14 protein-coding genes are annotated in these 14,026 nt (G+C 73.6%); 9 read left to right on the top strand and 5 right to left on the bottom strand.

Going from position 1 to position 14,026, the window contains the following annotated elements; genetic code table 11:
• Positions 1–672: SDR family NAD(P)-dependent oxidoreductase (locus FRZ03_RS05665; protein WP_146464020.1), on the bottom strand; the 672-nt coding region annotated here is incomplete at its 3' end.
• Positions 673–800: 128 nt separating this feature from the next.
• Complete coding sequence (locus FRZ03_RS05660; protein WP_146464019.1) at positions 801–1,625, bottom strand: helix-turn-helix domain-containing protein; 825 nt, start codon at positions 1,623–1,625, stop codon at positions 801–803.
• On the opposite strand from FRZ03_RS05660, the gene FRZ03_RS38810 reads away from it, so the two are divergent.
• The 5 genes from FRZ03_RS38810 (at position 1,624) to FRZ03_RS05640 (ending at position 6,396) form a co-directional block, all read left to right on the top strand.
• The gene (locus FRZ03_RS38810) at positions 1,624–1,773 is read left to right on the top strand and encodes a hypothetical protein (RefSeq protein WP_186785268.1); all 150 of its coding nucleotides are present in this window, start codon (positions 1,624–1,626) and stop codon (positions 1,771–1,773) included. The genes FRZ03_RS05660 and FRZ03_RS38810 overlap by 2 nt on opposite strands.
• A gap of 201 nt (positions 1,774–1,974) precedes the next feature.
• Positions 1,975–2,880 (top strand): hypothetical protein, encoded by a 906-nt coding sequence (locus FRZ03_RS05655; protein ID WP_261398594.1) that lies wholly within the window; start codon positions 1,975–1,977, stop codon positions 2,878–2,880.
• Positions 2,877–4,274, top strand: coding sequence for a peptidoglycan-binding protein (locus FRZ03_RS05650; RefSeq protein WP_261398593.1), 1,398 nt, complete (start codon positions 2,877–2,879; stop codon positions 4,272–4,274). Before FRZ03_RS05655 ends, FRZ03_RS05650 begins: the two co-directional genes overlap by 4 nt.
• Positions 4,271–5,086 (top strand): ABC transporter ATP-binding protein, encoded by an 816-nt coding sequence (locus FRZ03_RS05645; RefSeq protein WP_186785267.1) that lies wholly within the window; start codon positions 4,271–4,273, stop codon positions 5,084–5,086. Before FRZ03_RS05650 ends, FRZ03_RS05645 begins: the two co-directional genes overlap by 4 nt.
• Before the next feature lie 113 nt (positions 5,087–5,199).
• Positions 5,200–6,396 carry an ABC transporter permease gene (locus tag FRZ03_RS05640; protein ID WP_146464017.1) on the top strand — a complete coding sequence of 399 codons (1,197 nt, stop codon included), beginning with the start codon at positions 5,200–5,202 and terminating at the stop codon, positions 6,394–6,396.
• Positions 6,397–6,583: 187 nt separating this feature from the next.
• On the opposite strand, the gene FRZ03_RS05635 is transcribed toward FRZ03_RS05640, so the two are convergent.
• The gene (locus FRZ03_RS05635) at positions 6,584–7,228 is read right to left on the bottom strand and encodes a TetR/AcrR family transcriptional regulator (protein WP_146464016.1); all 645 of its coding nucleotides are present in this window, start codon (positions 7,226–7,228) and stop codon (positions 6,584–6,586) included.
• Positions 7,229–7,278: 50 nt separating this feature from the next.
• Here FRZ03_RS05635 and FRZ03_RS05630 point away from each other — a divergent pair, with 50 nt between their 5' ends.
• On the top strand, positions 7,279–8,244 hold the full coding sequence (locus FRZ03_RS05630) for an NADP-dependent oxidoreductase (RefSeq protein ID WP_146464015.1): 966 nt from the start codon (positions 7,279–7,281) through the stop codon (positions 8,242–8,244).
• A gap of 219 nt (positions 8,245–8,463) precedes the next feature.
• Here FRZ03_RS05630 and FRZ03_RS05625 read toward each other — a convergent pair whose 3' ends face one another.
• Positions 8,464–9,675 (bottom strand): glycoside hydrolase family 6 protein, encoded by a 1,212-nt coding sequence (locus tag FRZ03_RS05625; protein WP_146464014.1) that lies wholly within the window; start codon positions 9,673–9,675, stop codon positions 8,464–8,466.
• 420 nt (positions 9,676–10,095) lie between these two features.
• On the opposite strand from FRZ03_RS05625, the gene purB reads away from it, so the two are divergent.
• On the top strand, positions 10,096–11,538 hold the full coding sequence (gene purB, locus FRZ03_RS05620; RefSeq protein ID WP_146464013.1) for an adenylosuccinate lyase: 1,443 nt from the start codon (positions 10,096–10,098) through the stop codon (positions 11,536–11,538).
• 56 nt (positions 11,539–11,594) lie between these two features.
• Positions 11,595–12,083, top strand: coding sequence for a G/U mismatch-specific DNA glycosylase (mug, locus tag FRZ03_RS05615; RefSeq protein ID WP_261398592.1), 489 nt, complete (start codon positions 11,595–11,597; stop codon positions 12,081–12,083).
• A 43-nt stretch (positions 12,084–12,126) separates the two neighbouring features.
• Here mug and FRZ03_RS05610 read toward each other — a convergent pair whose 3' ends face one another.
• Complete coding sequence (locus FRZ03_RS05610; RefSeq protein ID WP_146464011.1) at positions 12,127–12,426, bottom strand: ABC transporter ATPase; 300 nt, start codon at positions 12,424–12,426, stop codon at positions 12,127–12,129.
• Positions 12,427–12,734: 308 nt separating this feature from the next.
• On the opposite strand from FRZ03_RS05610, the gene FRZ03_RS05605 reads away from it, so the two are divergent.
• The gene (locus FRZ03_RS05605; protein WP_146464010.1) at positions 12,735–13,892 is read left to right on the top strand and encodes an ROK family transcriptional regulator; all 1,158 of its coding nucleotides are present in this window, start codon (positions 12,735–12,737) and stop codon (positions 13,890–13,892) included.
• The last annotated feature ends 134 nt before the right edge of the window (positions 13,893–14,026 follow it).

The raw sequence follows: 14,026 nt of genomic DNA, 5'->3' as shown, positions 1-14,026 counted from the left end.
GCGGTCGATGAACTGTCCGGTGGGGCCGTTCGGGCCGATCGTCGCGAGGGCCACGATGGATTCGGCGCCCTCGGCGACTCCGCGTCCGATGCCTCCGGTGAAGTCGGTGGCGGTCTGACCGGGGTCGGCGGCGTTGACCTTCACGTCCTCGAGTTCCCTGGCGTACTGCGTCGTGAGCATGGTGACCGCTGCCTTCGACGCGGCGTAGAGGGGCAGGGAGTACTGCGACTCGACCCGGTCCGGGTCCTGGGTCAGGCCGAAGGAACCCATTCCGCTGGACACGTTGACGATGACAGGGTGCGACGACTTGCGCAGCAGCGGCAGGAAGGCGTGCGTGACGCGCACGACGCCGACGACGTTCACGTCGAGCACGGCGCTCATGTCGGCCGCGGTGTACTCCTCGACGGGCCCGACCCGGCCCAGGACGCCGGCGTTGTTGATCAGGACGTCGATGGCCCCCTCGTGCGCGGCGACATCGGCCGCGGCGGCCTCGACCGAGGCGTCGTCGGTCACGTCGATCCGGACTAACCGGGCGCCCAGCGACGCGGCCGCGGCCCGGCCGCGCTCGGGATCACGGGCGCCGACGACAACGGTGTGCCCGGCCTCGACGAGACGACGGGCGGTCTCCAGACCGAGGGACTTGTTGGCTCCGGTGATGAACGTGGTGGTCATGCTGGATTCTCCGCTCCGAACAGCACCCTGGTGCGCTGTTCACGGAGTCGATGCTGCGGCCCCGGGAGCCCGTTCGGGAGCCACGGCACTTCCTGGTACGGCGCGTACCACCCACAGAAGCGGGCCGCTCACCGCTGAAGGGACATCTTCTGGGCGCCGATGGCGGTGAGCAGATCGAGTTTGCCGCGGGCGTCGGTTCCCGGCTGCGGTGTGTACACCACGAGCCGGAGATCGCCCTGGGTGGTCAGCACATCGGAGATCAGGGCGATGTCTCCGACCTCGGGGTGTTCGGCGTACTTGCGCGCACTCTCGTGCCCGCCCACCGACCGGCGGCTCCACAGCTCACAGAACCGCGGGCTGCGGCTCAGCCTCGCGATCAGCGCCGGCAGGTCGGGGTCGTCGGGGTACCGGCTGGTCGTCGCGCGCAGGTCGGCGATGAGCGACTCCTCGAACGCCGCCCGCTCGGACGCCGTCTGCCGCGGCAGCTCACCCAGGAACACCCACACCAGGACGTTGCGCTCATTCGACTCACTGACGGCGCGCTCACCGAATGTGGACGCGAACAGCGGATTCCAGTAGAGCAACTGCCAAGTGGCGTCGTAGAGCGCCAACGGATTGGCGGCGAGCTGGTCCGTGATCCGGTACAGGTTCGCCGGGTCCACGCGCGGGACCCGGCGGGGGTCCGCGACGTGGCCGGCCATCCGCAACAGGTGGGCCTGCTCGTCGTCGGACAGTTGCAGGGCGCGGGCCAGCGCCGAGCACACCTGCGCCGAGGGCGTCTGCACCCGTCCCTGTTCGAGCCGGACCACGTACTCGACCGAGATGCCGGCCAGCAGGGCGAGCTCCGCGCGCCGCAGACCAGGAACCCGACGGGACGCCCCGTGCGCCAACCCCACCTGCGCGGGATCCAGCCGATCCCGCCACGCCCGCAACGCGTCACCGAGTTGATTCATGCACGCCATCATCTGCCACCCCGTCGCACAGCCGGTTGGTACGGGCGGTGACCTGTGCCGGGCGGGCATCCACCTGCACGGACGCGTCGCCGACGCCTGGCCCCACGACAGGAACGGCACCTTCGTCTCCGGGCCGAAGGCGCCGTGAACCGCTGCCGTGAGCCGCTGCCGTGAACCGCTGCCGTGAACCGCTGTTACAGAGCGGTCATGGTCCGGGCCAGGGGTGATCACCCGTGGCCGCCACGCTTCCGTCGGTGCCGGCCGCCCCGTGCCCGACAGGCCGGCGAAACCCCCTCACCCGATCGATTGGACAAGCATGTCTGCATCCCGCACGGTTCGGAATCTGGCCGTGGCCGTGAGTCTGCTGCCGCTGCTGGCGGCGTGCGGCGCCGAGACGGCGTCGCACGCGGCGGGCGGCGCGAAGGACCCGGCCGGAGCGCGGGGACAGCTCGACGTTCCCCCGGACGCCGGACCGGACCTCAAGAAGCGGTACCTGCTGGAGAACGCGCTCGCGGTCTGCATGAAGAAGCAGGGGTTCACCTACACGCCCGTCGCCCCCGAGGACCCGGCTGCCTCCTGGGCCACCGACGGGGCGGACTACGACCTGACGAAGAAGTACCGCCAGAAGTACGGCTTCGGCATCTACGCGGCCGCCGTCTACCCCGACGATCCGAAGGCGCCGGGCAGCGCGGCGTTCCGGGAGACCTCGAACGGCTCCTCGCCCAACGCGGACTACGTCGCCACCCTCACACCCGGGCAGAAGGCCGCCTACGACAAGGCGCTGGGCGGCCCACCGGACCCGAAGACCGGGAGGAAGGAGTGGACCGGCTGCTCCGGGGAGGCCGACAGACAGGTCTACGGCTCCGCGTCCGCCCAGGAGCGAAGCGTCACCACCGCCGAACAGAACCAGGCCAACGCCCAGGCGCTCAACGGTGATCCGCGGCTGATCGCCCTGGCGCAGTCGTACGCCACCTGTCTCAAGGACCACGGCATCCCCGTCACGACCACACAGCCGACCGGCATCGGGGAGATGGTCAAGCTGGGGGCGATGGCGTCCGCCGGCCCCGCTGCCGGGCCCGCCGCGGTGGGCCCCGACGGGAAGCAGGCGAAGACCCTGAGCAAGGAGGAGGCCATGCCCCGCCTCGCCAAGGACGTCGACCTGGCGCTCACGGACCTGGAGTGCGGCAGGAAGTTCCGGGCCGCCTACTTCCCGAAGTTCATGAAGGCCCCGGCCAGCGGCGGAGGTGCCGGGTGACGCGGCGCCCCGCTCGGGCGGCCAGCCGTCCCCGGCAACTGGCGCTCATCGTCGCGGCAGTGGCGCTGGTCGGGGCGGGCGGCTGGTTCGCCGGTTCGCAGATGCGGTCGCCGGCGGACGCCGCAGCCGCGCACCGGCCGCCGAAGGCCGGGCCGGTCACCGTCGCGGTCACCCGGCGGTCCCTGACCGCGCGCGTGGTCGCCCAGGGCACGGTGGAGTTCGACTCGCCGCAGAGTGTGTCCTTGGCCGGACCCGTCGGCGCCCCGGATTCCGGCTCCGGGGGGCCCGCGGCCGGTGATGCCGTCGTCCAGCGGGTCACCAGGGCGCCGGTCGCCGGGGCGGAGGTGACGGAGGGTGATGTGCTGATGCAGGTGAGCGGCCGGCCGGTGCTGGTGCTGCGGGGCGCCGTCCCGATGTACCGCACGCTGGGTCCGGGCACGTCCGGGGACGACGTCAGGCAACTCGAACAGGCCCTGGCCCGGCTGGGGTTCGACCCCGGGGCCGTCGACGGGACGTACGGGCAGTCGGACGCCGCGGCGGTGAGCCGCTGGTACCGGAGCAGGGGCTATGGCGCGCAGGAGCCCGACAGCGCCGACAAGCAGCAGCTCGCCACCCTCGAAACGGCGGTGACCACCGCCCAGCAGGGCCTCCTCGACGCCCGGGACGGCGAGTCCAAGGGCTCCGGCACCGGTGGGGACGGGCAAAGGCTCCGGCTCAAGGCGGCACAGCAGCAGCTGGATGCGGCCAACGCGGCGCTCGCCGCCTTCCAGGCCGGATACGGAACGAAGATCCCGGCGGGCGAGGTGGTCTTCCTGCCGAAGCTGCCGGCCCGGTGGGACAAGGTGTCCGTGAAGGTCGGTGACCAACCGTCCGCGGCGATCGGCACGGTGACCGGCTCCAAGGTCGTGGTGCGGGCCGTGGTGCCCGGCAGTGACGCCGGGCTGCTCCGCACGGGCATGACGGCGCGGGTGCGGACCACCGACGGCACGGAGGTGACCGGCCGACTGACGGCGCTCCGCGAGGACGTGCCGAAGGACGGCACACAGGACGGCAAGGACCGGTCGGGGTCATCGGAGACGTCGGGCGGCGGGAGCGGGGACGGGGCGGCTCCGGTACCGGTGCGGATCTCCGTCCCAGCGGGCCGGCTGACGAAGAACGCCGGGGACACGGTGCGGGTGACCATCGAGGTGGGCGCGTCGCAGGGCGAGGTGCTGACGGTGCCTCTCACCGCGCTGCACACGTCGGCCGACGGACGGGCCAGGGTGCAGGTCGTGCACGCCGGCACGACCGTGGACGTCCCGGTCACGGCGGGCCTGACGGCGGACGGGCAGGTGGAGGTCACACCGTCCGGCGACGACCTGAAGGCGGGCGACCAGGTGGTGGTCGGGCGATGACCGAGCCGCCGACGAGCGCCCCGCCGAAGACGCGCCAGCCGAAGACCTTCGCGCCCGTCGGGAGCACCGGGATCACAGGGAACACCGAGAACGCCGAGAACGCCGACGAAGGGGAGAACGTCGGGGACGCCGTCATCCAGCTCGTCTCCGTCGGCCGGACATTCGACTCCGAACCGCCGGTCCACGCCCTGCGTGACGTGAACCTGACCGTCCGGCGCGGCGAGCACCTGTCGATCGTCGGCCCGTCCGGTTCCGGTAAGTCGACGCTGCTCAACACGCTCGGACTGCTCGACCGGCCGACCTCCGGCACCTACCGGCTCGACGGGGTGGAGACCAACGCCCTCGGCGACCTGGAGCGCACCGCACTGCGCGGCAGCCGGATCGGCTTCGTCTTCCAGTCCTTCCATCTGCTGCCGTACCGGACGGTGGAGGAGAACGTCATGCTGGCCGAGACCTACCGCCGGCCGCGCCCCGGCCGCGGCCGGGGCGGCCGCCGGGCCAGGGCCGAGGAGGTGCTGGACCGGGTCGGCCTGGCGCACCGGGCAGGCTTCCGGCCGGACCGGCTCTCCGGGGGTGAACGGCAGCGCGTGGCGATCGCCCGGGCGCTGCTGGGCGAGCCCGCACTCCTGCTGTGCGACGAGCCCACCGGCAACCTCGACAGCGAGAACACCGAATCGGTGCTGGACCTCTTCGACCGGCTGAGCGAGCAGGGCATGACCCTGGTCGTGATCACGCATGAGGAGGCGGTGAGCCGACGCGCCGACCGGCGGGCGAGGATCAGCGACGGACGACTCACCGAGGAGAGCCGATGAGGGCCCCCGCGCGCCTCCCGGAGGCGGCAGAAGTGAACACCGGCGGACGGCGCACCGGTCGCCGCGCACGGCCCCGGCGTCGCGGCGGGGCCAGGGGCGTCGAGCGTCCCCGGATGGACGTCAGGGACCTGTGGACGGAGGCGCTGGCGGGGGTGCTCGCCCGTCCGCTGCGTTCCGCCCTGACCACCCTGGGCACCGTGCTGGGCATCACCACCCTGGTCATCACCATCGGTGTGTCGTCCACCGCGGGCAACCAGATCGTCGGCCGGTTCGACGCGCTCGGCGCCACCTCGGTCACGGTGGTGGTGCCCCCGCCGCCGCCGTCGGCCGACCCCGTCCCGCTCGTGGACTGGTCGGGTGTCCGGGCGGTCGCGCGGCTGGCCGGGGTCGAGTCCGTGGCGGCGATCGCCGACTCCCAGGAGACCGCGAGCGTCCAGGTACGGGCGAACGACGTGGTGGCCCCCGGCGAGGTCACCGGCCAGACCATGGCGGTCGTCGCGGCGTCCCCGACGCTGCCCGCGGCGGTCCGGGGCAGGATGACCGCCGGGCGGTTCTTCGACGACGGGGACGTCTCCCGGCACGAGCGGGTGGCGGTGGTCGGCGACCAGGCCGCGCGGCTGCTCGGCATCGGCTCGGTCGAGGACTCGCCCGCGGTCTTCCTGAAGGGGCAGGCCTACACCGTGATCGGCGTCCTCGGCGGGGCCGAACGGGAACAGCGGCTCGCCACCGCGGTGATCCTGCCGCCCACGACGGCAGCGGACCGGCTGGGCCTGGGAACGGTGACCCGGGTGCTGATCAACACCGCGCTCGGCGCAGCGGACCAGGTGGCCCACCAGGCGCCGATCGCGCTGGCCCCCGGCGCCGACGACGCCCTCGCCGTCATGGCGCCGCCCGATCCGGCCGACGCGCGCAAGGGGGTGCAGGGCGACGTCAACGGGCTGTTCCTGGTCCTCGGACTGGTCTCGCTGGTGGTCGGGGCCATCGGCATCGCCAATGTGACGCTGGTGACGGTCATCGAGCGGATCGGCGAGATCGGGCTGCGCCGCGCCCTCGGTGCCTCGCGGCGCCAGGTCGCCGGCCAGTTCCTGCTGGAGTCGACGACGATCGGCCTCCTCGGGGGCGTCGTCGGTGCGGCCCTGGGTCTGGTCGTGGTGGTGGCCGTCTCCGCCGTCCGGGACTGGACCCCGGTCCTGGACGTCCGGCTCGCTTTCGGCGCCCCGGTCGCCGGTGCGCTCGTCGGCCTTCTGGCCGGGCTCTACCCGTCCCTGCGGGCCGCCCGCATGGAGCCGGTCGACGCGCTGCGGTCCTGAGGCGCGGCCCTGCCGCGAGGGACTACCGCCCACGGAGGCAGGGGCCGACGCGCTCCAGCGGCCGTGGGCGAGGGCGCCGTACACCGGGCGGGGGCCGGACCGGACGGGGAAGGCAGCAGAGGTGGTGGGGTGGATCAGGGCGGGGTCGCGGCCACGAAGGGCACAGGCCGGCCCCCTTGCGACATATTCAGGAAGCGACGTCCTGCGCTTCCTGGGGGCCCAGACGGCCCTGGGACCGCAGGCCGTCCATCAGGAGGTCGAGCAAGCGGGCGGCCCTGGCCTCGTGCCCGGGCGGGGGGAACACGGTGAAGATGCCGATCAGCGAGGCGGCGACGTCATCCGCGGTCACGTCGGCGCGCAGTTCCCCGGTCGCGCGGCCCGCGTCGAGGATCGTGTCGATGGCCGTCAGCAGCTCGGTCCGGGTCCGCGCATGGGTGATCTCACCCGATTCGATCATCGCGAGCAGCGTGTCGAGCATGCCGTTCTTGGTGGCGATCCAGTCCCCGAACGAGTCCATCCAGTGCCGCATCGCCGCAGGTGGGGGTAGCTGGCCGAGCAGTTCGCGGGCGCCCGTCGTCAGACGGACGACCTGGTCCTGGTAGACCGCGTCGACGAGCGACTCCCGGGTCGGAAAGTGCCGGTAGAGAGTGGCGATACCGACCCCTGCCTCGCGGGCGATCACGCGCATCGACGGCTCGGCGTCGGCCGCCATGAAGACGCGGGTGGCCACGGCGAGGAGCTGCTCGCGGTTGCGGACCGCGTCCGCCCGTGGCGGGCGGACGCCCGCCCCATCGGAAACGGAGCGCGCTCCGTTTGTGCTACGGTCGTTCATGTAAACGGAGCATAGTCCGTTTCGTCGTACGGCAAAGGAGACGGGCGCCCATGCAGGCACGGAGCAGGCAACCAGGCGCGGGCGGCAGCAGGGCGGTTCGCCTCGATTCGTTCGGCGGCCCGGACGTCCTGGTCGTCCGCGAGGTCGCCGCGCCGCAGGCCGGCCCGGGGCAGATCCGCGTGCGGGTCACCGCGGCCGGCCTGAACCCGATGGACTGGATCATGACCGCCGACGCGGACACCGCCGCCAGGTTCGGCCTGGCCCTGCCTGCCGGGTTCGGGACCGACTACGCAGGAGTGGTCGACCAGGTCGGTGACGGGGTGAGCGGCTTCGCGCCCGGCGACCGGGTGTTCGGGGGAGCCCTGTCCCGCGCGGTCGCCGACTTCGTGGTGGTCGACCCGGCCGGAGGGATCGCGGCGAACGAGGCCCACCACACCCCCGACGGCGTCGACGACCGCACCGCCGCCACCCTCACGATCGCCGGCCGCACGGCATCCGCCGCCCTCGCCGCGATCGACCCCGGCCCGGACGACACCGTGCTGATCGGCGGCGCCGGGGGCGGGGTCGGGGTGTTCGCCGTCCAGCTGGCGCGGATCGCGGGAGCGCGCGTGATCGGGACGGGATCGGCGACATCGGCCGACCACCTGCGCAGCCTCGGAGCCGAACCGGTCGCCTACGGCGACGGCCTGGCCGACCGGGTCCGAGCCCTCGCTCCCGGCGGCATCACCGCCGCCCTCGACCTGCACGGGACCGAGACAGTGCACGTCGCGAGGGAACTCGGCGTCCCGGACAGCCGCGTCTGCACCATCGCCGCGCAGGTCGAGGGGGTGGCAGCGGGCAACGGCGCGAACGCGGCCCCCGGAGCCCTGGAGGAGATCGCCCGCCTGGTCGCCGCGGGCCGGCTGCGGGTGCCTCTCGCGGGGAGCTTCCCGATCGAGCAGATCCGCCGTGCGGCGGAGTTCCAAGCCGGACGGCACGTACAGGGCAAGGTCGTCATCGACCTCCGGGTCGGGTAGGCCGGGGGTCCGCCGCCGCTGGCGTCCACATCCCGCACGATCCCTGCGGCCGGGAACGGTGTCTGCTTGCGTCGCCGCGAGACCGCGGGGCCCTCGGAGACCGGCCGCCCGGAGCGCCGCGCCGCACCCCTCCGCCCGACCCACCGTGGCGGGGCCGACGGTCGACGCCGGACGGCCACGCCACGGGGCATGGCCGTCGGCTCAGATCCGGTTCCCCGCTCAGCGGTGCCACAGGTCCGGGTTGAAGGTCAGCGGCGGCGAGGCGTCGGCGGCCAGAGCGTGGGCCTGGTCGGGCCACCAGGCGCCGGCGATCGGGTCGACGACGCCGTACTCCGGATCGGTCGGGCCTGCGGTGCCGCGGGTGCAGCTGCCGTCCGACTCACCGGGCACCTTCACCCACAGGTAGGCGTCGAGCAGCCGGTTGCCGGTGTTGGTGGTGGGGCGCACGCCGAGGCCGCGGCCGGGCGGGTTGCACCACTCCTGGGCGTCCGGGTAGGAGGCGGTCGGCGTCCACGGACCCTGGCCGTTGCGGCTGCTGTCGATCACGAAGTGGGTCAGCCGGGCGTCGGCGGGCACATGCGAGGCGTACCACGCGTCGGCGTCCGCAGCCGGCCACGACCGGTCGGCGCAGTCGCCCGGTCGGGCGCCCGCCGTGTTCCGCAGGTACCAGACGCACTTGGCGATCTGGGTTCCGTAGCGGACCAGATCGCTGTCGGTCCGGTAGTTGGAGACATTGAGGAAGAAGCCCTGGGCCCGGGCCACCCCGCCGTCGATCAGCAGCTGGGACATGGTGCCGACGGGCTGCCAGGAGCTGTGGCCGGCGTCCAGGTAGACGACCGCACCGGGCTGCCGCTCCAGCCGGTCCACCGCGCCGTTGATCTCCGCGAGCCGGGCGGTCTGCTGTTCGGCGGTGCCGCCGCAGTATGCGGGGGAAAGGGCGAGCCCGTCGGGCTCCAGGACGACCACGGTCTTGTGGCGGTCGATGCCCTTGGCCAGGGCGTCGACCCAGGCGGCGTACTCCTCGCCGGTGGCGGCGCCGCCCGCGGAGTACTGCGAGCAGTCGCGGCCGGGGACGTTGTACGCCACGGTGACCGGCACCCGCTTCTCCACCGCGGCCTTGGCCTGGAGCTTCGCCATGTCGCGCGTGGTCTGCTCGGGGTCGGCGGTGCCGGTGAACCACTGGGCGACCGGGTACGAGGCCATCGCGGCCATCGCGGCGGCGTCCGCCTTGTCGCCCGCCTTGAGGTCGGCGAGGGACTGCTTGGCCGCCTTGCTCGCGGGCTCGACGTAGAACCTGGTGCCCTGGGCGAGCGTGTGATCGTCGGCGGGGGACGCCTTCGCCGCGGCGGCCGGTGCTGCGAACAGGCCGACGAGGGCGGCGGTCGCGGCCGCCGCGGCGAGGAAGGGCCCGGCCTTGCGTGTATGGGGCACGGATGAACTCCTCGGGTCGAAGAGATATGGGAGCGCTCCCAAGCGTTAGTCCCACATCAAGTCAGGCAGCCGAGGCGGCGTCAAGGGAGCTGTCGGCCCGATTTCCTCACGACTCCCCCGGCCCGCCGCCGGGCGCACCGGCCGGGACGGCGCGGACGGTCACCGCCGGCCGCGCCCGGCAGGTGAACGACCAGGGCGCTCGCGGCTTCGGGGGTCGCCGTACGCGCCCATTACCCTACGTACGGGGAGCCTCGCAGGTGTCGCGCCGTCCGGGGACGGCGGCCGTCCGCCCGAGCGGCCGGAGCCGCTGCCGCACGAGGCCCACCAGAGGCAGGGCAGCGCCGGGAGCGGGCTCTCGTAGCTTCCGACGAATACCCCGGTGGCGCTGAGCTGCACGAATCGCCAGTAGAATCCGGTTACGTGACTTCAGCGCCCGCCAAGCCCCGCATCCCGAACGTCCTCGCCGGACGCTACGCCTCCGCCGAGCTCGCCACGCTCTGGTCGCCCGAGCAGAAGGTGAGGCTGGAGCGGCAGCTCTGGCTCGCCGTGCTGCGTGCCCAGAAGGACCTCGGCATCGAGGTGCCGGACGAGGCAATCGCCGACTACGAGCGCGTCCTCGACACCGTCGACCTGGCCTCCATCGCGGAGCGCGAGAAGGTCACCCGGCACGACGTGAAGGCGCGGATCGAGGAGTTCAACGCCCTCGCCGGTCATGAGCACGTGCACAAGGGCATGACCTCCCGTGACCTCACGGAGAACGTCGAGCAGCTCCAGATCCGGCTCTCCCTGGAGCTGATGCGCGACCGCACGGTGGCGGTCCTCGCCCGTCTCGGCAAGCTGGCCGGCGAGTACGCCGAGCTGGTCATGGCCGGCCGCTCGCACAACGTGGCCGCGCAGGCCACCACCCTCGGCAAGCGCTTCGCGACCGCCGCCGACGAGCTGCTCGTGGCGTACGGCCGGGTCGAGGAGCTGCTCACCCGCTACCCGCTGCGCGGCATCAAGGGCCCCGTCGGCACCGCGCAGGACATGCTGGACCTGCTGGGCGGCGACGCGGGGAAGCTGGCCGAGCTGGAGCAGCGGATCGCCGCCCACCTGGGCTTCTCCCAGGCGTTCACCTCGGTCGGGCAGGTCTACCCGCGCTCGCTGGACTACGAGGTCGTCACCGCGCTGGTGCAGCTGGCGGCGGCGCCGTCCTCGCTGGCCAAGACGATCCGGCTGATGGCCGGCAACGAGCTGGTCACCGAGGGCTTCAAGCCCGGCCAGGTCGGCTCCTCGGCGATGCCGCACAAGATGAACACCCGCTCCTGCGAGCGCGTCAACGGCCTGATGGTGGTCCTGCGCGGCTACGCCTCGATGACCGGCGAGCTGGCGGGCGACCAGTGGAACGAGGGCGACGTCTCCTGCTCCGTGGTGCGTCGCGTCGCGCTCCCGGACGCGTTCTTCGCGCTGGACGGCCTGCTGGAGACCTTCCTCACCGTCCTCGACGAGTTCGGCGCCTTCCCGGCGGTCGTCGCCCGTGAGCTGGACCGCTACCTGCCGTTCCTCGCCACCACCAAGGTGCTGATGGGCGCGGTGCGCGCCGGGGTCGGCCGCGAGGTGGCGCACGAGGCGATCAAGGAGAACGCCGTCGCCACCGCGCTCGCCATGCGCGAGCAGGGCGCCGAGCGCAACGACCTGCTCGACAAGCTGGCCGCCGACGAGCGCCTGCCGCTGGACCGCGGGGAGCTGGCGGCGCTGATGGCCGACAAGCTGTCCTTCACGGGCGCGGCGGCCGACCAGGTCGCCCAGGTCGCCGGCCGGATCGAGGAGATCGTCAAGGAGCGTCCTCAGGCCGCCGGCTACACCCCGGGAGCGATCCTCTGACCCCGCGTTTCACCAAGGCGGACCTGGAGGCCGCCCGCGACCGTCTCGTCCCGGACGTGGTCGCGGGCGGCCTGCGGGTGCTCTTCTGCGGCATCAACCCGGGCCTGCTGACGGCGGCCACCGGCCACCACTTCGCCCGCCCCGGCAACCGGTTCTGGCCGGTGCTGCACCTGTCCGGGTTCACGCCGAGGCAGCTGAAACCGGCCGAGCAGGAGGAACTGCTGTCGTACGGCCTCGGCATCACCAATGTCGTGGCCCGCGCGACCGCCCGCGCGGACGAGCTGACCGCCGCGGAGTACGCCGAGGGCGGCCGACTGCTGACCGAGAAGGTACGACGCCTGGAGCCGCGCTGGCTGGCGGTGGTCGGCGTGACCGCCTACCGCGCCGCCTTCGCCGACCGCACCGCCCGAGTGGGCCCCCAGGAGCGGACCATAGGCGACACCCGCGTCTGGGTCCTGCCCAACCCCAGTGGCCTGAACGCCCATTGGACGGCGGCGACGATGGCGGAGGAGTTCGGGAGGCTGCGGGTGGCCGCGCAGGACTAAGGCCTCTCGTTCGGATCAGGCCGGGTCCGGCGGGTCGGGGCGGCTACGCGGCGCCGGTGGCGGCGCAGGCCAGGGCCGCCTCGGCCCACGTCCAGGCCTGGTCCTGCAGATCCGCGAAGTCCCCGGCCCGTTCCTGCCGCCGCGCCGCGTCCAGCGCCCGGCCCGCCGCCTGGACCGCACGGGGCGACGGGGCCGCGGCGACGGCCGTGCACGCCTGCGCCACCCGTGCCCACAGCCGGGCCCGCGCCACGTCGCGGCCCGAGCCCGTCGTCCGCCCGTCCACGTGCACCGCCCACTCGTGGGCGCGTCGTGCCGCCTCGGCGGCTTGCGCGGAGAAGTCCATGCCGGCCTCCCTGAACCCGGTTCCCGCCGTCCCGCGGAGCACCGGCCCGCACCTCACGCCTCCAACGTCCGTCAGTGTGACGGGTGTTGACCGCGCCCCGGTCACCGGGCGGGACGCAGGCCCTCGACACCCGAGAGCGTGACCCGCCGACGCGGCCGCGCCGACCCCACGTGGAGGAAGGGCTCTGGCGGGCCCCGGGCCCGCCGGCCGTCCCGGTGTTCTCCTCCCGGCTCCGTCCGGCGCTCGCCCGGGATGGGGCCGGACGAGTACGATCCGGCCAATACGCCCGCGAGCTGGGAGGACGGACGGTGGGTCAGCTGACCGGCGGCGATCCCTCGCTGCTGCGGAGGATCAACTCGGCGGTGGTGCTGCACGCGCTGCGTGCCGCGGACTGCGCGACGCTCACCGAGGTCGCCCGGGTCACCGGGCTGTCCCGGCCCACCGTCGAGGGTGTGGTCGAGGGGCTGATGGAGGCGGGGCTCGTGGTGGAGCGGGCCGCCGACGAGGGCATCGCGCGCCGCCAGGGGCGGCCGGCCCGCCGGTTCCGGTTCCGGGCCGAGGCGGGGCACCTGCTGGGCCTGGAGGTCGGCGCGCACCGGGTCGCCGCGCTGCTGTCGGACCTGGACGGACGGGTGCTGGGCGGACAGTCCAAGGAGGTCGGGGAGACCGCGTCGGCGGACGAGCGCCTGGACCGGTTGCGCGGCGCGGTCGCCGAGCTGTTGCGACGCTGCGGGGTCCCCCGTGACTCGCTGCGCGCGGTGGGCGTGGGCACGCCGGGCATCGTGGCGGCCGACGGCACGGTGCGGCTGGGGACCGCGCTGCCGCAGTGGACGGGGCTCAACCTCGGCGAGCGGCTAAGCCGTTCGTTCAAGTGCCCGGTGCTCGTGGAGAACGACGCCAACACGGCGGCCGTCGCCGAGCACTGGAAGGGCGCGGCGGAGGGCACCGACGACGTGGTGTTCGTGCTGGCCGGGCTCAGCCCGGGGGCGGGCGCGCTGATCGGGGGGCGGCTGCACCGGGGCTTCGGCGGGGCGGCCGGGGAGATCGGCGCGCTGCACCTGCTGGGCCGGGAGGCCACCCCGGAGACGCTGCTGTCCACCACCGACGAGCCGTTGCACCCCCTGGACGAGCAGGCGGTGGCCGAGGTGTTCGCGCTGGCCCGCCAGGGCGATCTGCGGGCGCGGGCGGCCGTGGAGCGCTTCCTCCAGCGGCTGGTGCACGATGTGGCCGCGCTGGTGCTGGCGCTCGATCCGGAGCTGGTCGTGATCGGTGGCTGGGCGGCCGGTCTGGACGGGGTGCTGGAACCGCTGCGCCGGGAACTCGCCCGTTACTGTCTGCGCCCGCCCCGGGTGGCGCTGTCGGCGCTGGGCGAGGCGGTGGTGCCGACGGGCGCGCTGCGGCTGGCCCTGGACCATGTGGAGGAGCAGCTGTTCGCGGTGGAGGGCACGGTCACGGCGCGCCGCTGACCGTCGGGCGCGGGCCGGGGGGTCGCCGCGTGGTGGCCGCCGCGGGCCGCGTGCGGTCCGCCTAGACGGCGTCGATCACCCGTCCGGCACGGGTGCACCCAGCTTCGGCGGCTTCTGCCGCTCCCGGCTCGTCC

This window comes from Streptomyces misionensis (assembly GCF_007896895.1).
Classification (GTDB): Bacteria; Actinomycetota; Actinomycetes; order Streptomycetales; family Streptomycetaceae; genus Streptomyces; species Streptomyces misionensis_A.
The sequence above is the reverse complement of the archived record's forward strand: the minus strand, read 5'-3'. Positions and strand labels throughout refer to the sequence as shown.

Excerpts from the sequence above, each read along its gene's own strand:
- FRZ03_RS05640 (WP_146464017.1), top strand. The coding sequence starts at position 5,200 with ATGGACGTCAGGGACCTGTGGACGGAGGCGCTGGCGGGGGTGCTCGCC.
- FRZ03_RS05660 (WP_146464019.1), bottom strand. The coding sequence starts at position 1,625 with ATGAATCAACTCGGTGACGCGTTGCGGGCGTGGCGGGATCGGCTGGAT.
- FRZ03_RS05610 (WP_146464011.1), bottom strand. The coding sequence starts at position 12,426 with ATGGACTTCTCCGCGCAAGCCGCCGAGGCGGCACGACGCGCCCACGAG.
- FRZ03_RS05645 (WP_186785267.1), top strand. The coding sequence starts at position 4,271 with ATGACCGAGCCGCCGACGAGCGCCCCGCCGAAGACGCGCCAGCCGAAG.
- FRZ03_RS38810 (WP_186785268.1), top strand. The coding sequence starts at position 1,624 with ATGCACGCCATCATCTGCCACCCCGTCGCACAGCCGGTTGGTACGGGC.
- FRZ03_RS05630 (WP_146464015.1), top strand. The coding sequence starts at position 7,279 with ATGCAGGCACGGAGCAGGCAACCAGGCGCGGGCGGCAGCAGGGCGGTT.
- FRZ03_RS05635 (WP_146464016.1), bottom strand. The coding sequence starts at position 7,228 with ATGAACGACCGTAGCACAAACGGAGCGCGCTCCGTTTCCGATGGGGCG.